This is a genomic window from Kineococcus sp. R86509 (genome assembly GCF_042466365.1).
Taxonomy (GTDB): domain Bacteria; phylum Actinomycetota; class Actinomycetes; order Actinomycetales; family Kineococcaceae; genus Kineococcus.
Map to the genome: position 1 here is coordinate 5,027,207 of NZ_JAXHCE010000001.1, position 21,110 is coordinate 5,048,316.

Below are 21,110 nucleotides of genomic sequence, written 5' to 3' on the forward strand. Positions count from 1 at the left end.
CGCTGACCTGCACGCCGCCGGATGGAGTCCCGTGAAGTGGTGTAACTCCTGCGCGTGAAGCGCTGCGGTTTCGGACTATGCCGTGAGGGCGGCGGTCCTGTCGAGCGGGGTGACCGTGTCGGGGTTCACGGTGACCGCGGCGGTGGGCAGGACGGTGGGTTCGGGCGGAGTCAGCAAGGCCATGGAGGCCTCGGAGAGGTAGCGACGTTCCCCGGACTGCCACTCATCGTGGGCCTCGATCAGCACGCACCCGGCCAGACGCAGCAGGGCCTTGGCGTTGGGAAAGATCCCCACCACGTCAGTGCGGCGCTTGACCTCCCGATTCAGGCGTTCGATCGGGTTCGTCGACCAGATCTTCTTCCAGTGCGCCTCGGGGAACACCGCGAACGCCGTCACGTCCGGACCGGCCTCATCCAGCATCTCCGCGACCGCAGGGAACTGCGCGCGCAGGGTGTCGGCGACGACGCGGACCTGCTCACCGACAGCCTCCGCGGTGGGCTGGACGAAGATGGTGCGGACCATCGCCGCGACCGCGTCTGACTGCCCCTTCGTGACCCGACTCAAGACGTTGCGCATGAAGTGGACCCGGCATCGCTGCCAGGACGCGCCGGTCATGCTCTGCTCGATCGCCGAGACCAGACCGCGGTGCTGGTCGGAGATCACCAGCTGCACCCCGTGCAGACCCCGCTCGCGCAGTGAGGTCAGGAACTCCTTCCAGAACGCCAACGTCTCGGCGTCTCCGACGTTGCAGCCCAATACTTCCCGGTGTCCATCCGCGGTGACGCCGGTGGCGATGACGACTGCTTGAGAGACGACACGTGCGCCCTTGCCGTGCTGGTCACCGCCGACGCGGGCCTTGCAGTACGTCGCATCGAGGAACACGTATGGGGTCGCCTGCGCGTCCAACGGGCGGCTGGTGAAGGTGGCGACCTCGGTGTCGAGGTCGGCGCAGATGCGGGACACCTCGGACTTGGAGATGCCCGATTCAGCGCCCAGGGCCTCGACGAGGTCGTCGACCTTGCGGGTGGATACGCCGTGGACGTAGGCCTCCATGACGACGGCGTGCAGGGCCCGGTCGATGCGCCGGCGAGGGTGCAGCAGGGTCGGGAAGAACGACCCCGTCCTGGTCTTGGGGATCTTCAGTGCGAGGTCACCTGCGGTGGTGGCGACGAGGCGGTCGCGGGTGCCGTTGCGCTGGGTCGTGCGCCCGGCTGAGCGTTCGTGGTGGCCGGCGCCGATGTGGTGCTCGGCTTCGGCATCGATGAGGGCTTGCAGGGCGCCTTGCAGGATTCGGCGCATGAAGGTGCCGTCGTCGGCAGTGGTGAGTGCTTCGGTGAGGGTGGACAGGGCAGACTGGTCCATGAGGGCCATCGCGTTGATCTCCTTCTACGAGTTCCTTGGCGGGTACTCGCAGAGCTTCACGCGGTGGCCCTCACCTGCTTGGTGGGACACGCTGGGGCGGGTCCTGAGGCGGGCCGGAGTTACACCACTCGAGGGGACTCACCCCGCCGCCGCCGGCCCCGTGGGGGACTCCACTGCCTTCATCGCCGAGGCCACCGGCCGCGGGCGCAGCAGACTGCGCCGTCAACGCCGGACCCGCTGGGGCGTCGGCTCCCTAGCCGCTGTCCTGTTGACCGCCGGGGCTGTCGGTGGGGCGCATCTGCTGGAACCTACGGCGTTGGGCCTGTCCGTGGCCGGTCCTGTCCTGGGTCAATCCGAGCCGGCCCCGACACCGCTGAAGACCGATCAAGGCGGCGCCGTGGAAATTGAGCCCAGTGTGACCGCCGCGGCCGCTGACACCCTGGCCACCGTTGTCGATACTCACCTGCCGGGCTGGTCCGCTGGCAGCAGTGTCCAAGGCTGGCGATCACCTGGTGTCACGAACGTGATCTGGGAGGCGACCAGCAACGTCACCTCGCCGGCAGTCACCCTTGGAGTTGAGGTGAGACGGACCGCCCCGAAGGACTTCAGCGACATGGACGTGCTGTGCGCTGACAGCGCCTCCTGCTCCCAGCAGACGCTGGCCGACGGCAGCTTCTTGACGGTCGGTACAAGGCAAACGCTTGTGCAGTTGGGGTCGATGCCCGAGCCCGCCCGACCAGTCGAGCCGTTCGCGTCGCTGGACTTTCCCGATGGCCGGTCGATCGCCGCCACGGCCTCCATCGCCGCCCCCGACATCCCCGTTGACAGCGTCTACCCAGCGAACTCACCGGCCACGGCAGATGCCCTGCGGGCGATCGTGACCGACCCGCGTCTGCAGGCACTGACGCTTCCTGCGCCGCAGTGACCCGGCGGCCCGCTTCACGGGTGCGCTGATCCCGCGGAGTGGGCCCTGCAGCTGTGCTGCGCGGTACGCGACGTCACGGTGCGCGCGGAACGCACGGTCATCCCGCGGTGTGCGCGGTCCTGAGCTGGTAGCGACGTCGCAGTTTTGCCGACGTCCGAGCGTGCGAGACCTGGACCAGAACCACGTCCCCGTCATGCGTGATCTCGCCAGAACACCTACGACGCCGCCTGCTCCTGCGTCGTGACGCCGTACACGGCCACAGACACCCACACGTTTGCCGGCGCCGACACCGACACCGACCGGGGCAAGTGGCCGGGGTCCAAAGCTGGCGTCGTGTAGGACCCGACCATGCCGGCGCAGTCCGTGCTGCTACTGCTGTAACCGCCCGACTGGCCGGCGTCTCCGATCTCGACACTCACTGCGACGTGAGCATCGCAGGTGAAGCCCACGGTGAGGGCCGCGTCCTGCTGAACATCGGGCAGGGCGTAGGTGACACTCCCGGCCTGGGTTTCGTCTAACAGTGGCGCACCGTCCGCACCGGAGGGCCCCAGAGCGCCAGCGGGGTCGGATGCGTAGAACTGCGCCACCGACTGCAGCGGCTGCACCGCCGGGAGCGGGGGACGGGCCGTCCCCGAAGGGGTGGACGAAGTCGCCGCGGAGGTCGCTGGGGTCGTCGGCGCTGCGTCGGGCTGCTGTTCGGGAGTCTGCGAACAGCTGACCCCCAGCAACAGCAGAGGGACCAGCACCACTGCAGCACAAGCACGCATCGGCCAAGCCTTCCGTTCAGGCAGCGATGCTGCCTTCGGTGATCACCGTAGGCCCGTAGCGACCTGTCCCGCGGGACAATCGCGTGGTCACCCGCATTGCTCGGAATCGCATGGTCATCCCGCGTTATGCGCGGTCCCGGCCGCCGGCGACGGCCAGGTCACGCCGTTGGCCTCGGTGTGTGCACGGAAAGTCCGCGCCGCCCGCCATCCCCGACCGTGACAGCGAACCTATGGCGCCCCGGGCACGACACCGTGGTCGTGGCGTGCGTCGAACGCGGTCAGCACCGCGGAAGACTCTCCCCCCGGGCGACAACCTCCCGCCCCGCTGATGCGTAGTGAGAGCAGGAGGTGGGACATGCGAAGAGACACGGACGAGTCGTTCGCCGCATTCGCGGTCCACGCGATGCCGCGACTGCGTCGCCTGGCGTTCGCGTGGTGCCGCGACTGGCACCGGGCAGACGATTTGGTGCAAGACACCCTGGAACGGGTGTGCGCCGCGTGGGGCCGGGTGCGCCGCAACGACGGCGAGGCCTTCGCCTACGCGCGCACGACCATGTTGCGGCGGCTGATCTCCGACGAACGGCGCAGCTGGCGACGCCGCGAAGTCTCCGCGACCACCGCCGGCGATCCCGACCCCGCAGCCATCGGCGTGGACTCCGCACTCAGCCTGGACCTGCTGAACGCACTCACCGCCCTACCACCGCGGCAGCGCGCAGTGGTGCTGCTGCGCTACGTCGAGGACCTGAGCGTGGCCGAAGTCGCCGACACCCTGGACTGCAGCGAGGGCACGGTCAAGAGCCAAGCCCACCGCGCCCGCACGAACCTCCAGGCCCACCTCGGCCTCACCTACCCGACCTACACGAGCGGGACACCGGCCCGCTCCGACGAGACGTCGACACATGCTCTGCAGGAAGGACGGCCATGACCACGCAGCCCCGCTCGTTCCATGACGACGGCGACCCCTTGGCTTCGGCGTTGAGCTCAGCGGTCCACAGCCTCCAGGCCCCAGACCTCATGGTCGACCTGGTCGCGATCCAACGCCGCGGGCGTCGTCGGCGCTGGGCACGGCGCACCGCAGTCGCCACTCCAGCCGTCCTCCTCGCCGCAACGGCGGTCATGGGGATGAGCCGCATCGCCCCCACCCACCACGACCTGCGTGTCGTCCCCGCGGCCACCGCCGGAGCCCTTGACCGCGACCAGGTCGTTCAGGCACTCGATCAGGCCGTCTCCAGCACCGTCCCCAGCAAACACGTCACCGCGGTCTCAGCCCTGCCCCGCGATGACGAGGCGACACCCGGATGGGGCGCCAGCCTCAACGACCGGAGCACCGACCCGTCCACGGAACTCTTCCTGCAGGTGGCCCCCGGCCCCCTGAGCCCGCGGGAACCACTGACAAATTGCGACGGTGGGGACGTCAGCGGGTGCACCGAGGTGGTCCTGGCCGACGGCAGCCGTCTGATCACCGGCACTATTGGGCCGGGAACGTCCACCACCGGGACCGGAGGGGATCAGGAGAACCCCCAACCCCTGTCCGCCGACCTCAGCAACGAGCCGTTCGCCACCCTGGTCACCCTCGACGGGGGCATGGTTACCGCGACCGCGACCATCGGTGTCGAAGACGCAGGGCCGACCGAGCACCTCGACCGCCTCCCCCCCGGGTCTCCTTTCACCCCCGAGAGCCTGCGAGCCATCGTGACTGACGCCAACCTGCGTCAGAGCTTGGGTCTGTGACAGACCCGATCATCCCGTCGCCCCCAAGGTCGCGGTCATCCCGCGTTGTGCGCGTTCTTGGGTGCACCGACAACCTCACATGCCGATTTGCGCGCGGTCTCCAAGGCCGAACGGGAGCACAACAGCCAGCTGCAGCAGGGCCGCCGTCAGCTCAATGCGGCCGCGTCATCCCGTACATGAACATGTCCCGCCGCTCATCCCCGACGACCTCCCACGAGCGGAGCAGCCCCTCTCGCGCATACCCGGCCCGCTCCGCAGTGCGCCAGGACCCGACGTTGTACGGCTCGATGTAGAGCTGAAGACGGTGCACCTCCGGCAAGCTCCACGCCCACCCAGTCACGGCGCTCAGGGCGTCAGCGGCGTGACCTCGCCGGCGACTGCCGGGCCGGATCCAGTAACCGATCGTGGCCCGTCCCTGATCAAGGTCGCGCAACCACAGGCCGATCTGCCCGACGCACACCGACCCGGACTCCACCGCGAACGAGTAGCCCACGCCCGTCACCGCCCGCTCGTGCTGGCGCGCCACGAACGCGGCAGCGAGCTCGTGATCTGCGGTGTCCGGCACACTGGTGATCAAGGGAATCAGTGGATCCGTCGTCGCTTCGAGCACAGCGTCGACGTCGCTGGCCTCGAAGGGACGCAGAGTGACGGACTCCCCGGTGATTACGGGGACGACCAGCGGTTGCAGCACCGGCCCATCGTGCACGGCAGCTGACCCGGAGACACATCGACTTCACGGTCATCCCGCGTTGTGCGCGGTCCTGAGCTGCCAGCGACGTCGCGATCGTGGCGAAGTGCGGATGAGTCCTGGTGCGCGGTGCCGCTGTCAGGATCATGCGATGGACGGTGATGACGAGCTGGAAAACGCCGCCGACGAAGGCAGGCACCTGGTTGAGGCCCTCGACGCTCTCCGCGCGTGGCTGCTCCTGGAGGAGTCCTACGCCCGAGGCGGCGTACCCGATGAGGTCCTGCACTTCATCCACGACCACATCAGCCGCCTCCTCGGCCCGCAGGCCCACACGGTGGCCGGGGACGTCCTGCGCACGCACGTCGAGGCCGGTGGGGACCTGGCGGACCTGGCACGCGACCGATCCGCCCTGCTCGACCTCCTCACCGCGATCGAGGGTGAGCAGCCACCAGCCACTACACACCGCTGGACCGCTCACGCACCGCTGAGCGGGCAGGCGATGTCCTCTGAGCGGACGTCAGCGGCGCAGGACGTGGAAGACGGGAGCTCGGAGCCGTGACAACTTCGTGGTCATCCCGCGGTGCGCGCGAAGCGCACGGTCATCCCGCTTATGCAGGTGATCGGTGTCAAGGGGGTCAGGACGCGGGCTGGTCGAGGCCTCTGAGGAGGCCCGCGAAGAGCTGCTGACGCCCTTGTTGATCATGTTCGGCGGCGTGGTCGTACTGGGCCTGCAACGTCGGTCGGAAGGCGATCGAGGTCTGGAAGAACGTGCAGGTCTCGCAGACCGACTCGAAGGTGCAATCCAGCGCCGGAGGTCGTGTGCAGAAGCCATTGCCCAGCATCCGCTGATGCATCTCGCGGTGCAGGCGGGCCATCTCCGGGCCGGCTACGGAGGCCGGTAGTGCGGTGTTCTCGCCGTCGAGGTTGTCGGGGTCGTGGGCGGCGTAGAGCGCTTCGACCTTCTCAGTGACGGCGAAGTACTCATCAGCGACGGTCCGATTCGCGATCTTGGCGTAGCGAAGGGTCATGTCCATCGAGTGATGCCCCAGCAGGGCAGCGATGGCCTCCAAACTCATGCCGCGGTTGATGGCCTGAGTGGCCAGGGTGTGGCGCATCTGATGGGGGTGGACGTGGCCGAGGCCGGCGGCGGTGGCGACGTTGTTCAGGCAGCGGGTGACGCTGTAACGGTCCATGGGTATGCCGTTCTCCCGCGGCAACAGCAGCGGGTGGGCAGGGTCGACGAAGCGGTCACGGTAATCGGCGATGAGCTCGACCAGTTGGGGGTGCAGCGGGATGTAGCGATCGTCGAGGAGTTTGCCGACAGGAACGTGCAGCCAGTGCCCAGCACCGATCTGGCGGACCGCGTCGCGGCGCAGACCGGTGAACTCCCCGACGCGCAGTCCGGTGCGGATCAGGACCTCGCAGATGACCCGCTCGAGCAGACGCGGTCGGGTCTGCGCGGCGCGCAGGAACTTCGCGGCGGCGGCATCGTCCAGGGCCTTCGGCAGGGGTTTCTCCTGCCGCGGCAGGTCACCGAAGAGGACGGGGACGGTGGGTGGGGCCTGCGGCCAGTCCCAGTCGCGGATGCGGATGAAGAAGGTGCGTAGGTTGCCCAGGCGGTGGGCGCGGGTGGCGGCGGTGACGGGTTTCCCGCGCTGGTTGGTGCGGGCGGCCAGCCAGGGCTTGTAGTCCTCGATGTGGACGCGACGAACGTCAGCCAAGCGGGTGATCTGAGGGTGTTCCTGGAACATGAACTGGGTGAAGCAGCGCAGCGCTATGTCGGAGTTACGGACACTGCCGGAGCGCAGCGTGGTGGCGATCTGCCTCAGGTAGGCGTGCATGGGAACGGTCAGCTCTGTTGCGTCACCCATTGCCTCAGAGTCGATCTCGGCCCAGCTAAGGAAGCGGTCGGGTTGCTTCATCGCCGACCTCGCAGTCCCATGACCGTTGACGTGATCGGTGAGATGACCTCGGGAGTGGGTGGAGCAGTGCGGTGGCCAGCGAACGCTTGAGCATCGATGGCTTCGGCGGCGCGGCGATACTGCCCCGCCAGCCAGTCATCGCCGAGGTGGAGGTAGATGCGGGTGGATTCGATGGACGCGTGACCGGCCTGGGCCTGGATCGCTTCCAGGGCCATGCCCGCTTCGCGCAGCCGGGTCAGGCAGGTGTGACGCAGTTGATGGCAGGTGACGTGCGCCAGGCCGGCGCGGCGCCGTGCTCCGTCGAGGACCTCGTCGAGTCCCGAGGCCGACAGTGGGTGCCCGCGGCGGGGACCCTTGAGAACGCAGAAGACGTGTCCGTGCCCCAACTGGTCGGCTTCGGCTGGGCGTTCGAGGCTGAGGTAGTCGCCGAGATGGGTGAAGAAGCGTCGAGAGATCGGGATCTGGCGTTGGTGTCCGCCTTTGCCTTCGGCGATGAACACCCGCCGTGCCCCGACGTTCAGGTCCTCCAGGCGCAGGCGCAGGACCTCGCAGCGACGCAAACCCCCGAGCAGCATCGCGGCGACCATGGCGCGGTCGCGGTGGGTGCGCAGGGCAGCGGTGAGAGCGTCGGCTTCGTCGGGGTTCAGGATGACCGGCAGGGTCCGCGGGGAGCGGACCAGCGGGGTTCTCGATCCGCGACTGCTACGGGGCTGGTCGTGTTCGCGCCGTGTCGGCAGGCCGAGGGGGACGGGGTTGGCGGTGATGTCGCCGCGGGCGAGGAGGAAGGTGTAGAAACCGTTGATGCTGGACAACCGGCGTCGAACGGTGCGGGCACTGACCCCTCCAGCAGCGTCGGCGTCGGCGACGACGGCGATCACCGGGCCGAGCACTTCCGCTGATCCTGTTCGCTGGGCGGTGATGAAACCCAGCACGTCGGCGGCGGTGACCTCCGCCGGGGTCTTGGCGATGAGGGTGAAGAAGACCTTCAGGTCGTAGCCGGCGGCCAGGACGCTGTTGGGTCGACAGCGGGCGGTGAGGAAGTCGAGGTAGGCGTCCAGCCAGGGCTCACCCAGGCGCACGGCGGGCAGTCCGGAGGGCGTCAGTCCTTGGGTCAGTCGAAGATCCAGAACGGTCATGAGGGTGCCTCCACGCTGAGGACGTCGAGCCGGTGAGGCTCAGACCGGAGGTTAGTCCCCGATCACCCACATATCATCGCGGTGCGCGCGGAACCCACGGTCACCCTGCAGTGCATGCGAAGTGGCCTCCTCAATGCGCGGTCGATCCATCACAGGGAGCGCGTGACGAACACCGTGTCGCCGTAAACCTCATCGCGTTCGAGCCGGTCCGCCTCCACGAACCCGACCTTCGCCAAGACCCGCCGCGAGGCGGTGTTCCACTCCCGGACGCTCGCCCACAAACGCTCATGCCCAGAAGACCCGGCCCACTCCAGGACTGCCGCAGCAGCCTCGGTGGCGAAGCCCTGACCCCATACGCAGCGCAGCAGTTCGAACGCGATCTCCGGTTCCCCCGCGGGCACACGTTCGCCGACGATCAGGCCGCAGTGGCCCACGACGTCACCTTCGAGCCTGCGCTCCATCGCGAGCCAACCCAGCGTCGCGGGGCGCTGAGCGCGGACCCACTGCTTGAGGTCGTCGATCGTCGGGTGCCCGTCGGCGTCCAGTCGTCGGTGTGGCGGTACCCGGGGGTCACGCTCCTGCCAGAGCCGCCGGATCACGGCGGCCTCGCTCACCCGCCAGGGCCGCAGCTGAAGGCGATCCGTCGTCAAGACCACCTCGTCATCACCCACCTCGTCATCACCCACCACGTCGTGCCCCATGGCGGTGACGCTCCCACGCAACGCTGCAGATGCGGGGATCCAGAGCGACGACAGTTCACCGTCACCCCGTGATGGGCGCGCTGTTGTCGGCGGCTGGCACCTGCTCAGACCTACGACGGTCACCGAAGTCCTGACGCATCGACTCTCACCAAGTCCTGAGACATCACAGCTGTGCGCGACGACACCGCAGAGTCCGTCAGCGACTCAGAGCTCCAGACGACGGCGCTGCCGATGAAGCGTTAGCCCACCTGCGCCACGCCGGTTCGACGCAGACCACAGTCCACCCCCTACAGTGCTGATCGAACAAGTGTTCGACCTAGGCCGAAGGGAGGCTCATGGCCGCCACCATCGGCGAGTACGCCCCCGACGGCGACACCGGGGGAGAACGTCTCGACCAACTCTCCGCGAGCGCCGCTGAAGACGTGCTCGTGGTGGTTGACGCTGGCCGTCCCACTGCCGTGCGCTGGCGCGGCATGCTGCTGCCGATCACCCACGCAGTGCGCTGGCACGAGCGGCCCGTCATCCCCTGGTGGCGCTCGCAGCGTCGCCTCGATCTCGACCAGGCCCTAGCCCTGGTCGACCAGGAACGCTGGCGGCTGCAGGCCGAGGTCCCGCCGCCGGCGCCTACCTTGCGCGCCGTCCCCACGTACCCGCGTCAGGGAGGGGATCTCTCGCGCAGCGCGGACCGACACGACGGACTCGCGGCTGACCTCGAGGAGGGTTTCGCGGACGACTTCGGCTGCGGCGACAAAGGCGACTACAACGACGACCACAACGACGACTTCGACGAGGGATCCCAAGACCTCGACGACCTCGCGGGGGAACAGCCTCGGTCCGAGCCGGTCACCATCAGCGTCGAGGTCCTGCGCGCCGGCGACGACTGGCACGTCCTGCGCGTCGAGGAACCGTGAACCGTCGTGAGCACCCCGTTCACCCACCTGCACGTCGCCAGCGGGCACTCCCACCACCACGGCACCACTGACCCCGCCACCCTGGCCGCGGCCGCCGCGAGCGCCGGATCTCCCGCGTTGGCCCTGACCGACCGCGGTCAGATGGCTGGGCTGATCCAGCACGTCAGTGCCTGCCGGTCGGTCGGCATCGATCCCATCGCCGGTGTCGACCTCGCTCTGCGCCCGGGTCAGTCGAGCAGGCATCCTGGGGCCACGCAGACCTTCGCCCACCCGTCGGCGCCGGTCGGTGCCGCAGGCGGTGCCGCGGTAGGTGCCGGTCCCGGACCGGGAGCTGGGCGCATCGTGGTCCTTGCCCACGGCCGCACCCACGGAGCCGGCTGGGCCGCGCTGTGCCGAGCCACCACCACCGCTCACCGCGCCAACAGCACCAGTTCTGGTGCCAGCCCCAGCGCCGCAACAGCCGCCCTCACCCCTCACGCCCTGGCCACCGCCCTGGCCCCCGCCACCGGCAACGAACACGCCACCACCGTCCTCCTCGGCCCCGGCACCGACCTGGGCCAAGCCCTCGCCACCGGACGCCTCCGCGACGTCATCGACGCCTGGGAAACCTGGACCAGACTCCTACCCGCCACAGCACTCGCGGTGGAGGTCGTGTGTCACCTCACCCGCGACGGACACCCCGCCTCGGTCGGCACCGCCGCCCGGGTGCTGCGGGCCGCGTCCGCCGTCGGCATCCCCACCGTGCTGACCAACGCCGTGCGGCTTCTGCGCCCCGGCGACGTTCCGACCGCCGACGTCGGCGACGCCGTCGCCGCGTTGCGCGGCCTGGAGGAGCTACACGCCGCACATGCCCTGTCGCCCAACGCCCAGGCCTGGCTGAAACCCCCGCAGCTGATGGAGGACCTGGCCCGTGAGATCGCCACCGCCGCCGGGGTGGAGCACCGCGGCCGCGACCACGCCGGCGGACTGCTGGAACGCACCGCCGCCCTGGCCGAGCGGTGCCGCCTGGACCCGGAAACCGACCTGGGGTGGGGCAGAGCGCGGGTGCCGGAACCGGCGGTCCTCGGGATCGACGCCGCGGCCACCTTCGCCGACGACCCGAACGGTTACGCCGCCGCACTCGGGATGCTGCGCGCCCGCGCTAATGCCGGTATCGGCCGTCGCTACCCCGGCGCGAACCCTGCCAGGGTGCGGGCGGTGCAGGAACGGGTGCACGCTGAACTCGCCGTCGTCGACCGCCTCAACTACGCCACCTACTTCCTCGCCGTCGACGAATCCGTCCGCCTCATCCACGGCCTCGGCGTGCGCGCCACCGCCCGCGGGTCCGGCGTGGGCAGCGTCCTGCTGTGGCTGCTCGGGGTAAGCAACGTGGACCCCCTGGACCATGGCCTCCTTTTTGAGCGCTTCATTTCAGATCGACGCGAGACCCTTCCCGACATCGACCTCGACGTGGAGTCCGCCCGCCGCCACGACATCTACCGCGCCATCCGCGACCGCTTCGGGCCCGAACGCGTAACCCTGATGGCCACCACCCAGGCCTACCGCGCCCGCGGCGCGGTCCGCGCCGCCGGCCTCGCCCTGGGGGTGGAACCCGAAGTCGTCGACGAAGTCGCGGCCAGCCTGCGCGGGGTGTCCGCCTCCCGCGTCCGGCAAGCGATGACGGAACTCCCCGAACTACGGGAACTCGCGGAGCTGGTACGCGGTCACCGGCAGCTCGACCTGCTCGTCGACGTCACCGCCACCCTGGACCGCCTACCCCGGCACCTCTCGATGCACCCGTGCGGGGTGATCCTCTCCGACGCGTCCCTACTCGCCCGGACCCCGGTGCAGGCGTGCGGGATCGAGGGCATGGCCATGAGCCAGTTCGACAAGGACGACATCGACCCGATGGGCTGGCTGAAACTCGACGTCCTCGGTGTGCGGATGCAGTCGGCCATCGCCTACACCCTCACCGAGATCGAACGCACCGCAGCGGCGCCGGAGAACACGCAACCAGCGCCACGTTCCGCCGCGGTCGGAGTTCCCGAACTGGCCCATCTCGTCCCCGGCTACCGCGCCGCGGGTGCGACGGGTTCGCAGTCCCCGGTCGACGAACCCGCCCCTGTCGCGCCAACCAGGGAAACATCTACCGGGGCACAAGTCCTCGTCGGTGGCTCTACTCCTGGCCTCGCGCCAGACCTGGACACCATCCCCCTGGACGACCCTGCCACGTTCGAGCTGATCCGCTCCACCCACACCCTTGGGGTGTTCCAGATCGAGTCCCCCGGCCAACGTGAGCTGCTGGGCAAGTTCCAGCCTCGGGCGTTCTCCGACCTCGTCATCGACGTCGCCTTGTTCCGCCCCGGCCCGATGGCCGGGGACATGATCTCCCCGTTCCTGGAGGGCCATCACGGCTGGGTCGCGACCGGCGGCCCCCGCCGCCTTCCGCACCCGGACCTGACCCCGATCCTGGCCGAGACCCACGGCGTGGTCATCTTCCACGAGCAGGTCATGCGCATCCTCGACGTCTTCACCGGCTGCGGCCTGGCCCGCGCCGACGTGTGGCGCCGCCATCTCTCCGACCCCGACGCCCGCCTCGAGGTGGAGGTCGACTTCCGCGCCGCAGCCACCGCCCGCGGCTACCCCCGCGACGTCGTCGACGCGGTGTGGAAACTCATCGCCGCCCACGGCGGGTTCGGTTTCGCGCGCGCCCACGCCGCCGCGTTCGCCGCGATCACCTACCAGAGTGCCTGGTTGAAGGCGCACTACCCGGTGCAGTTCCTCACCGGTCTCCTCGAACACGACCCCGGCATGTACCCCCGCCGCCTCCTCGTGGCTGAGGCTCGACGTCTGGGTATCGCGATCCTGCCCGTCGACGTCCAGGCCTCCACCGACGTCTGGCGCAGCGAGCCTCCGACTCCCGCTGGTCCATCGGTTGATGGGGAGCAGCGGTGGGGGATCCGTCCCCCGTTGACCGTGGTCAAGGACCTGCACGCCGTCGAGGTGGAACGCATCGTCGCCGCGCAGCCCTTCCTCGACGTCGGCGACTTCCGTGACCGGGCCAGACCCCGCCGCCCCACCCTCCTGCGCCTGGCCCGTCTTGGAGCCCTGGACGACCTCGCCGGCCTGGACCCGGTGGTGGGTGCATCCCTTCGGCCAGGAACCACCTACCGCGCAAGCCACAGCACCAGTCCGGACGGGGGAGAGGGAAGCGAGCGGGCTCTGAGGCGGGTCTTGACCCGTGGGGACCTGCTGGCCCACCTGCAACAGATCAGTACCCGCTCCAGAGCAGGACGCCCGCCCGGGCCTGAATCCAGGGGTAGGTCCGGGGAAAGGGTGGTGCCGCAACCACGAATCTCCGCAGCGACCTCACCGCCCCTCGCCGCCAATACTGCAGTCATCTCTGCAGCTACTTCTGCGGAAACTCTCGTCAGCGACCTCGCCGACGTCGAGACCCGCACCGAGACCGGCACTGCGAGACCGCAACGCACTGCGTCGCCCGCTGCACGCACCGCGGCGGGGTTGTCCTCGGCGGTGCCGCCCGCGGCGGTCCAGCCAGGAGAACGGTCAGCCGTGCAGCCGGCGGGACAGTCAGCGGGCAGGGGAGTGGGCCGTTCAGCGGGTCGGTTCGCCGGCTGGCACTCCGGCCAGCTTGCGTTGCCGCTGGGTGATCTCGACCTGGCCAGCGCCGCCGCCGGGCATCTGGCGCCGACCCCGGAGCAGCAGGTGAGCACCGACCTGGCCAGCACGGGGATGGACCTGCAGCAGCACGTCCTCACCCCACACCTGCCTGAACTGCGCCGGCGAGGCTTCACCCCGGCGCAGCGACTGCTGGAGGTGCGCACCGACGTCGACGTCCTGGTCGCCGGCGTGCGCGTGGCGACCCAGACCCCGCCGGTGCGCTCAGGACGCCGGGTCGTGTTCCTGACCCTGGAGGACGGTACCGGCTGCGTCGATGTCACCGTCTTCGCCGACGTGCAGGCGAGCACCAGTCACCACCTGCTGTATCGGGCCTCGCTGCTGCTGGTCACCGGCCGCGTGCGCCGCACCGGCCCCCGAGGGGTCAGCGTCCTCGCGGTACAGCTGCACGCGTTGACCTGACGCACCCGACCGGCGCAGACCCATCTGCGATGGCTGCATCAGCGACGGTTCTCCGGCGCGTGATCGCGGTGGTCGGTGGCAACGGCTGCGGCAACAGAGTCGAGGAAGACGTCGATGGCGTCTAGGTCACCCGGCTGCAGACCTCGAGCAGGCGTCGGACGGAGCAGCAACGCCGGTCCCGCGCGCAACAGCTCCTCGCGCACCGGACCGTCCAAGGGAACTTCGGTGTCGTCAGTCCACACCAGCGCCCGCCCAGAGGCCAGCACCTCCCGCGCCGCCGCCAACTTCGCCGCGGCGGCCTCCTGATCGAACAACGGCATCGACCACGCGCGCGGCAGGGAGGGAAGCCCGAAGAGTGCCTCCAACTGGTCCGCGTCTGGACACCACGTCGTGCACCAGCGGATCTCCACCCGGCCCGAGAGGTGCAGAGCCCGGACCCGGTCCAGTAGCGCCGGGGACCAGCGGATGCGGTACCCCACCCCATTGGAGACGGCGTTGCGGGTTCGAGGCGGTCCACCCCAACCAGGGCGGGAGGCGTTGAGCACGCCGTCGACGTCCAAGAGCCAGACCGGCAGTGCTGTGTCCAACGTCCTCACCTCTCCCTCGATTCCCGCTGCACGACCTACGAAGTACGCGCTTCTCCACCACCTAGCGTCCCGAGGCAGGTTCCTCAACCGCGCCGCTGGGCATGAGTTCCTCCGTCACCGCGGTCGTACGGCGCACCAGGTGCCAGGTGGCGGACGGGCCACCCGAGCGGGCCTCCTCCAGCGCAACCACAGCGTCCTCGTAGGTGCATCCGCGCTGGAACAACGTCCACCGGCCACCGCGCTCACCCACGACGTCGTACTCCACCTCAGACGTGAGGATGGGAGTGAAGATGAAATCGGTGATCGCCACCCGCGCTCCTTCTCACCGGACCCTGCCCTGAAGATCGACAACTCACGACGCTACCAACCGCTACCGACAGGAGAACCCTGTTCGTCTCGCCTGGGGGAACTCACGGTGCGGCGGCAGCGCGCACCACGCACCCTTCGAGCAGGAGGGCTCGAGCAGACCGGGGCCCCGCTCATCTCCGCAGCCGCGCCGCCGTCGCATGACCCGATGACGATCGACGCGAGCCCGGGGCAAGCCTGCTACGACGACGCGTCAGTCGGCGCAGTCGTTGCAGATCAGCTGACCGTCGCCCCTGCTCTGCGCGGCGTGTAGCTGGCTGCGGTGCTTGACCAGGAAGCAGCTGGTGCAGGTGAACTCGTCCTGCTGACGCGGCAGGACTTGCACCGACAGTTCTTCACCGGAGAGGTCGGCCCCGGGTAGCTCGAAGCCCTCGGCGGCGTCGGTCTCGTCCTCATCGACGCGGGAGGATGACGTCTTGTCGGTGCGGTGGGTCTTCAGCTCCTCGATCGAGTCGGTGTCGTCGTCGTCGGCGTTCTTGCGCGGTGCGTCGTAGTCGGTTGCCATCAGTTCTTCTCCCTGTGTGGTGCGTTGTCTGCCCGGTGCCCTGACGGTTTGTCTGGGTACGAGGGCGCCGTACTCAACCACGTCGAGACCGCGCGCATGCCCGCGCCACACCTCACCGGGCTGTGGCCCTCACCACGCTTGCGACGCTCACCGTGGAGCTCTGCGGACCTGAGGAGGAGGGGCGTCATGTCCTGACCGCTCCCGTGAAGGTGACCCTCCATACCGAATCGGCTGCCTCTGTCGCCGGCCGCGAGTCAGGCCGTGCAGGTCCGTGCGGGGGAGACCTCCGCGGCTGCGGCTGACGCGACTGCTGACGGGACTGCTGACGGGGTGGCGGCGATGGGGTCGGTGCGCTCGGCCTCCGGAGACGCTCGCTGTACCTGGCCGCGGCGGCGGGTGCACTCGAGGTCGACGCGGCGGCCGGTTCACCGGTGGCTGCTTCGGGCTGGGCGTCGGGGGCCTCGGTGACGGTGACGGTAGGGGCCGGCCGAGCGTCCTTAGCTCCAAGACTGCGGAGGCCAGCGGCACCCTCGGCAGGAGCAGAGTGGCTGCGGTTAGGGCGATCTTGATTTTTCCAGGGAACTCCTCCACAGGGGTTGGCTGATCCACAGGGTGACGCAGTAGCAGCAGCGGGCTGGGAGTTTCGGGGTACGGTGCGCAACCTTCCTTCCGCATGGCCGACACCAGCGTTAGGTGATCTACGAAGACCCGTCACTTTGCGCCGACTACCTGCACTCCGAGCCTTAGGTTTCTGGCCATAGGTCGACGTCAAGCCCCTTCGCGGTCAGCAGGTCGATCGGGGTATCTGACTCTCGATGCATCTCGACCCGACCGATTTGCGTCGGTGAGGCCACATCCAGCAGCTCTAACCTCCCCTGTTCATCCACTCGTAGCAGCTCCAGGTGGGCGCCTTCGTCCAGGGTGAGGCCGCGCAAGACCGAGGTGTTGAGGTACACCATCCCGGTGATGCGGGCCCCGGAGCGTAGGGCTAGGTGGCCGCCTACGATCGCCCGCCTGTATAGGCGCACTCCGCGATGAACTTGAGCCCCGTCGTCGAGCGTAATCATGTTCTCGATGTGAGCCCCGTCAAGAATAATGCCGCCATCGATGATGGCTCCTGCGTCGACGTCTAGGGCCAGCAGATGTGAGTTTTGTCCGATCTGTACGGCCCCGTGCACAAGTGAATCCCAGCCAATCTCGATGCCTTGTGCGATGTGAACGTCCTGCTCGACAGAGAGATTGCCATGCAGGCGGCCGTGAGACAGACCAATCTTCCCGCCGATGCGAGTGCCGCGCCCAACCCTCAAGACCCTTTGCACCTGGGCCTCGTCCTTGATGGTGATGTTTCCGGCCACGCGCACACCCGCGCCGAGATCGAGGCGGTCAACCTCCGCCGCCCCTGCGATCTCTATGGCTCCGACGTAGCAATCGGGTCCGAGGTCCACCCCTCTTTCGATGCGGGAACCGCCACTGATCCTCAACGTTCCGTCTACCCGCGTTCCCTGACCCATGTAGACCTGCAGTACACGAGCCCCCAAGCCGATGACCAGGTCCTTGCGGATGTGTGTTCCCTCGCCCAGAAGCAGTGCGCCATCCACTTGCGCCTGTGTCAGCACCACCCTTCCGGCAACGTAGGCGCCTTCCAAGGCGAGGACACCAACCTGACGTTCACGGAGGTCGAGGTGGTCGAGCGCCGCACCGCTGAGGTTGAGGTTGAAGCGCTGTTCGCCCGGCGCCAGAGGGATGACGTCGTTGAGGGCTGAGTCTGGCCGCTGGTCACTGGGTAGGGCTGGCGGCAGTAGCTCGCGGATCAGACGGAGCGCGGTACGGCGTACTTCGCCTTCGGCGGCTCGCTCATCGCGTTCCTTGTGGTCGCGGGGCCACCATGCGTCGCCAGTGGGGTCCTCCGTGCTTGGTGGCTCTGACGGCTCGTGGTCGTGATCTGGGTGATGAAAGGGCTGACGCAGGTAGGCGCAGAAGACATCAAGGACGACTTCGGTGCGCTCTGTGCGCTGGGTAGCCAGGCGATGCAGGGAGTGCAGTGCCCCCAGGCGTACCGAGGCGCTGGTGTTCCCGAGCTGATCGATGGCCTTGGTGAACCGGTCGTCGTCAGCGCGAGCTTGCTCATGGGTGAGGACTCGGGAGCTGTGCTCCTTCGTATCGCTGTCGCGCAGTGCAGCGAGACGATTGGACTCCCGAGTCTGCTCCAGTGACTCTCGTGTTAGCCGAGCGTTGTGGCTGCTGACGATCGCCCCCGCGACTGCGGCAGCTCCAGCCAGCAGGGCAGCGCCGGCGACACCGAGTGGCGTGCGAGCCGCTCCTTCTGCTTCAGCGATCTTCTCGCGGTCCGGTACCTCTTGTCCGGAGGCGGTGATTCGCGTGTGGTCGGCGTCGTTGACTGCCCACATCGGTGCGAACCACCACAGGATGCTGGCGAGCCCAAGGGCGCCAAGGAACACTACTGCGATCGTCGTCCAGGCACGGCGGGGGAGTCCCTCATGGGTAGGCCTGCTTATGAGGCGGTCCTTGTTGTCAGCCACCTGACGATCTTGTCGTTGTGGACTCATCTCGACACCTCGGGCTACGGGATGACGCCGCGTCAATCATTTTCGCCGCCCGCTGAAAGGAGGAAGAAGACCAGGATTCGGTCGCCTAGGCCGGAAGTTGCTCTGGACCCAACCGGTACCGGTTGGGATCCCGGCGTGAGGGATTGGGCGAGGGCGTCGCCGGCGTTGCTCTACTGCCCGGAAGGTCCGCGACCATCGCATTGCGAACGCTTCGAGTTCGTCAGCGCTGACGCACGCGGCGAGTTCATCGTCCTCGGCTGGGCTCCACGGCGTGGTGCGCCGGGTCGCGAGCGCGGCGGTGTCGGTGTGACGCTGCGCCTGCGACCGATAGGGATGCGGACTCTGCCCTTGGCTCGGTAACTGCGACTGCGGCCAGGACTGCGGCTCGCTCTGGGGTGGAGTCATGGCGTGCTCAGCTGCCAGCCGTCGCTGGGCCCACCGGGACCGTGGATGAGCCAGCTCCGCTCGCGGAGCCACGCGGTGCGCTTCTGCCAGACCCGGTCCCCGACACCGGCCTCGCGGGCGAGCACAGCGGCGGTGTGATCGGACGGGATGCGGTTGTCGTAGTCGGCGGCCGCGGCGAGCACCCACACCACCGCCTGCAGCGACGTCCGCGACGGAGGAGGCAACTGCGCCCGCGAGATGGTGTGGATCGAGGTGTGAACCGCGCGGGCCCAGCGCACCGCGGAGGGGACCATGTCGCGGGGGTCGGTGGGTAGCAGTCGCACGTGCTCGAGCGGTGTCTCATCTGGTGCTGCTGGTGCCGTCCGGGGAGCCCTGCTCTCCAGTGCGCCCGGTCGGAGGTCGCTGCTTGTCGCGGGGAGATCGTGGTGTGTGTCCGCGAACGGCATGATCGTCGTTTCGGCTGGTGGTGGTCGGGTCTTGAAGCAGACCACCCGGCCGGTCGAGCCGGCCATGGGGATGTCTGCGGGGACGTCGAGACGGACGCACCTGCATCGGATCTGCTTCAGATGCGCGCGCCCTTCTCCTGGTTGCAGCGCCGGCACAGCAGTCGCAGGTTGTCCTCGCTGGTGGCCCCGCCCAGGCTCCAGGGAATGTCGTGGTCGTACTCCAGGTACTCACTGCGTCCGCACTGCACGCACTTGCCGCCATCGCGCTGGTAGACCGCGACCTTCACGGCATGCGGGATGCGGCGGGAGTCACGCTGGCCGGGGGCGATGACCAGGCGCTTGGCGATGCGCAGTGCCCCTTCGGCGGTGGCGGCGACGATGTCGGCGTCCACGACGCGGTAGATGTACTCCCCACCGGCGCGGGTGGTCTGGATGTGGACGTCGGGGCCGAAGGCGTCGACCCGCAGCACCTGCTTGTAGGTGTACTGGTGCCCACTGGCCCCGCTGAAGGCGAGGCCGCGGCTGGTGATGAGCAGCTGGCCGGAGTGCAGGCGCTCGCTGGAGGCGTTGCGTTTGACGTAGGTGGCCGGGGCTTGCAGGTGGGGGGTTTCATCGGCTTGCAGGTGCAGGCCGTGCACGTTGACCCGGGGTAGGACTCCGGAGCGGATGAGGCTGAGTTGTTGCCCGCGCAGCAGCTGGTTTCTCAGCACTGTGACCTGGGGGTGGTCTTGCAGGGAGAGGGCCGCGACCCAGGCGTCGAAGTCGTCGATCTCGTGCTGTTCGATGATGGAGTCGGCGAAGGCGACGTGGACGACGGTCTGCAGGTGCGTCAGCGCGATCGGCTCGATGTCCGGGCGCATCCGGGGGTAGGTCAGGCCCAGCTCGTGCAGGCGCCGCCAGTGCTGGTCCAGGCCGGCAGGGGGTGAGGTGGCCAGGATGCGTTCGAAGTCGCGCAGCCACGCCTGACGTAGGGGGGTGCAGGTGGGGCAGGGGCTGAAGGACAGCAGCTTGCGGGGCAGTTTGGTGCTGCAGTGGGGGCAGTAGCCGCGCTGGCCCTGTCGGGCGGGGTCGGGGCGAAGCGGTGCCGGCGGCGGAGGACCACCGTGAGGTGCAGGTGCAGGCCTGGGTGGGGTACTCGAGGGCCCGCTCGAAGGACCGTTCGAGGTTGGCCGTGCGGAGCGGGACCCGGCCGGTGGGGTCGCAGCTGGTGGCGGTGGTGGCGGTGGTGTTGGAGCAGTTGCTCGGGGCGCGATCGGGTCGTGGGCCGGGGCTGCGTTCTCGGTCCCGTCGTCATCAACGGTGATCCCGTGATCGCGTAGGAGTCCGACGAGGCCGTTGGCGTAGCCGGCGCCGACGGAACTGACCCGCCACGCGCCTTGGTGGCGGTAGACCTCGCCCAGGATCACGACGGTCTCGAAGCTGAGGTGGTCGGCCTGCAGGAGTACCTGGGAGCCGTCGTCGCTGCCGAGGGTGGTGCGTAGGGATCCCAGGTCGGCGAAGGGGGCACCGTCGCGGGAGGCGGCCAGGATGATGCGCTCGATCGAGGCCGGGACCCGGGTCAAGACCAGCTGCAGGCGCCCGGAGCTGAGCAGGCGGACACCGTGGCGGTCGTCGGGGGCGTTCCAGAAGATCAGGTCTGCATCGGAGGCGGCCTGGCGGCGTTTGTCGACGAGCAGGGCCAGCAGGTCCAGTCGATCCTCGAGGTGGGTGGCGACCGTCAGCCGTTGACCGGTGAGGGGGGTGCGAGCGCCGCTGAGCAAGGTGAGCACCGGCACTCCAGAAGGTCGACTGAGCTGGTCCTCATCGTAGAACGAGTGACTACGCAGCGTCAGCTGATGCGGTGATCCCTCGCGTCCGTACCTCAGGCGGCAGGTGCTTGGCGGTCGGTGAGGCGGATGTAGAGGATGAGGTGCTCAGTTATCCATGGTCATCGACTGTTTCCGCAGGTCGCTTCGTGTGCAACAAGTCGCAGTCAGAGCTGAGGTGTCCAGCCCGGCGTCACCAAACCTTC

18 protein-coding genes are annotated in these 21,110 nt (G+C 68.7%); 6 read left to right on the forward strand and 12 right to left on the reverse strand.

Translation table 11 applies throughout. The features are described from left to right. Positions 1-75: 75 nt before the first annotated feature. A complete protein-coding gene (locus SJY07_RS24585) occupies positions 76-1,371 on the reverse strand; it encodes an IS256 family transposase (protein WP_380156340.1) in 1,296 nt (431 codons plus the stop codon). 307 nt (positions 1,372-1,678) lie between these two features. Between SJY07_RS24585 and SJY07_RS24590 the strand changes: the two genes are divergently transcribed. Then, positions 1,679-2,287, forward strand: a complete 609-nt coding sequence (locus SJY07_RS24590; RefSeq protein ID WP_380161899.1) for a hypothetical protein — start codon at positions 1,679-1,681, stop codon at positions 2,285-2,287. Between the two features lie 215 nt (positions 2,288-2,502). Here the strand turns inward: SJY07_RS24590 and SJY07_RS24595 are convergent, their stop codons facing one another. Continuing rightward, the gene (locus tag SJY07_RS24595; protein WP_380161900.1) at positions 2,503-2,892 is read right to left on the reverse strand and encodes a hypothetical protein; all 390 of its coding nucleotides are present in this window, start codon (positions 2,890-2,892) and stop codon (positions 2,503-2,505) included. Between the two features lie 517 nt (positions 2,893-3,409). Here SJY07_RS24595 and SJY07_RS24600 point away from each other — a divergent pair. Beyond that, positions 3,410-3,979, forward strand: coding sequence for an RNA polymerase sigma factor (locus SJY07_RS24600; protein ID WP_380161901.1), 570 nt, complete (start codon positions 3,410-3,412; stop codon positions 3,977-3,979). Next, entirely contained in the window at positions 3,976-4,785 is an 810-nt protein-coding gene (locus SJY07_RS24605) for a hypothetical protein (protein ID WP_380161902.1), read from the forward strand. Before SJY07_RS24600 ends, SJY07_RS24605 begins: the two co-directional genes overlap by 4 nt. 151 nt (positions 4,786-4,936) lie before the next feature. Here the strand turns inward: SJY07_RS24605 and SJY07_RS24610 are convergent, their stop codons facing one another. After that, positions 4,937-5,476 (reverse strand): GNAT family N-acetyltransferase, encoded by a 540-nt coding sequence (locus SJY07_RS24610; RefSeq protein WP_380161903.1) that lies wholly within the window; start codon positions 5,474-5,476, stop codon positions 4,937-4,939. A gap of 148 nt (positions 5,477-5,624) precedes the next feature. On the opposite strand from SJY07_RS24610, the gene SJY07_RS24615 reads away from it, so the two are divergent. Beyond that, entirely contained in the window at positions 5,625-6,032 is a 408-nt protein-coding gene (locus SJY07_RS24615) for a hypothetical protein (protein WP_380161904.1), read from the forward strand. A 76-nt stretch (positions 6,033-6,108) separates the two neighbouring features. On the opposite strand, the gene SJY07_RS24620 is transcribed toward SJY07_RS24615, so the two are convergent. The 3 genes from SJY07_RS24620 to SJY07_RS24630 form a co-directional block, all read right to left on the reverse strand. Then, on the reverse strand, positions 6,109-7,344 hold the full coding sequence (locus SJY07_RS24620) for a tyrosine-type recombinase/integrase (protein ID WP_380161905.1): 1,236 nt from the start codon (positions 7,342-7,344) through the stop codon (positions 6,109-6,111). 47 nt (positions 7,345-7,391) lie between these two features. Then, on the reverse strand, positions 7,392-8,531 hold the full coding sequence (locus tag SJY07_RS24625) for a tyrosine-type recombinase/integrase (protein WP_380161906.1): 1,140 nt from the start codon (positions 8,529-8,531) through the stop codon (positions 7,392-7,394). A 149-nt stretch (positions 8,532-8,680) separates the two neighbouring features. After that, a complete protein-coding gene (locus SJY07_RS24630; protein ID WP_380162518.1) occupies positions 8,681-9,187 on the reverse strand; it encodes a GNAT family N-acetyltransferase in 507 nt (168 codons plus the stop codon). A 380-nt stretch (positions 9,188-9,567) separates the two neighbouring features. Here SJY07_RS24630 and SJY07_RS24635 point away from each other — a divergent pair, with 380 nt between their 5' ends. Beyond that, positions 9,568-10,143, forward strand: coding sequence for a hypothetical protein (locus tag SJY07_RS24635; RefSeq protein WP_380161907.1), 576 nt, complete (start codon positions 9,568-9,570; stop codon positions 10,141-10,143). A gap of 6 nt (positions 10,144-10,149) precedes the next feature. Beyond that, a complete protein-coding gene (locus SJY07_RS24640; RefSeq protein ID WP_380161908.1) occupies positions 10,150-14,223 on the forward strand; it encodes a PHP domain-containing protein in 4,074 nt (1,357 codons plus the stop codon). A 38-nt stretch (positions 14,224-14,261) separates the two neighbouring features. On the opposite strand, the gene SJY07_RS24645 is transcribed toward SJY07_RS24640, so the two are convergent. From SJY07_RS24645 to SJY07_RS24670, 6 genes are all read right to left on the reverse strand, one after another. After that, positions 14,262-14,810 (reverse strand): hypothetical protein, encoded by a 549-nt coding sequence (locus SJY07_RS24645; protein ID WP_380161909.1) that lies wholly within the window; start codon positions 14,808-14,810, stop codon positions 14,262-14,264. A gap of 61 nt (positions 14,811-14,871) precedes the next feature. Next, complete coding sequence (locus tag SJY07_RS24650; RefSeq protein ID WP_380161910.1) at positions 14,872-15,120, reverse strand: hypothetical protein; 249 nt, start codon at positions 15,118-15,120, stop codon at positions 14,872-14,874. Between the two features lie 249 nt (positions 15,121-15,369). Then, positions 15,370-15,681 carry a DUF4193 domain-containing protein gene (locus tag SJY07_RS24655; protein ID WP_380161911.1) on the reverse strand — a complete coding sequence of 104 codons (312 nt, stop codon included), beginning with the start codon at positions 15,679-15,681 and terminating at the stop codon, positions 15,370-15,372. 743 nt (positions 15,682-16,424) lie between these two features. Next, complete coding sequence (locus tag SJY07_RS24660; RefSeq protein ID WP_380161912.1) at positions 16,425-18,221, reverse strand: hypothetical protein; 1,797 nt, start codon at positions 18,219-18,221, stop codon at positions 16,425-16,427. Positions 18,222-18,649: 428 nt separating this feature from the next. Next, a complete protein-coding gene (locus tag SJY07_RS24665) occupies positions 18,650-18,976 on the reverse strand; it encodes a hypothetical protein (RefSeq protein ID WP_380161913.1) in 327 nt (108 codons plus the stop codon). Positions 18,977-19,215: 239 nt separating this feature from the next. Next, the gene (locus SJY07_RS24670; RefSeq protein ID WP_380161914.1) at positions 19,216-20,868 is read right to left on the reverse strand and encodes a TerD family protein; all 1,653 of its coding nucleotides are present in this window, start codon (positions 20,866-20,868) and stop codon (positions 19,216-19,218) included. Positions 20,869-21,110: the final 242 nt, after the last annotated feature.

Bases quoted from the DNA above. Each gene is read 5' to 3' on its own strand.
- SJY07_RS24605 (WP_380161902.1), top strand. From the start codon at position 3,976: ATGACCACGCAGCCCCGCTCGTTCCATGACGACGGCGACCCCTTGGCT.
- SJY07_RS24585 (WP_380156340.1), bottom strand. From the start codon at position 1,371: ATGGCCCTCATGGACCAGTCTGCCCTGTCCACCCTCACCGAAGCACTC.
- SJY07_RS24635 (WP_380161907.1), top strand. From the start codon at position 9,568: ATGGCCGCCACCATCGGCGAGTACGCCCCCGACGGCGACACCGGGGGA.
- SJY07_RS24615 (WP_380161904.1), top strand. From the start codon at position 5,625: ATGGACGGTGATGACGAGCTGGAAAACGCCGCCGACGAAGGCAGGCAC.
- SJY07_RS24625 (WP_380161906.1), bottom strand. From the start codon at position 8,531: ATGACCGTTCTGGATCTTCGACTGACCCAAGGACTGACGCCCTCCGGA.
- SJY07_RS24620 (WP_380161905.1), bottom strand. From the start codon at position 7,344: ATGGGTGACGCAACAGAGCTGACCGTTCCCATGCACGCCTACCTGAGG.
- SJY07_RS24655 (WP_380161911.1), bottom strand. From the start codon at position 15,681: ATGGCAACCGACTACGACGCACCGCGCAAGAACGCCGACGACGACGAC.
- SJY07_RS24600 (WP_380161901.1), top strand. From the start codon at position 3,410: ATGCGAAGAGACACGGACGAGTCGTTCGCCGCATTCGCGGTCCACGCG.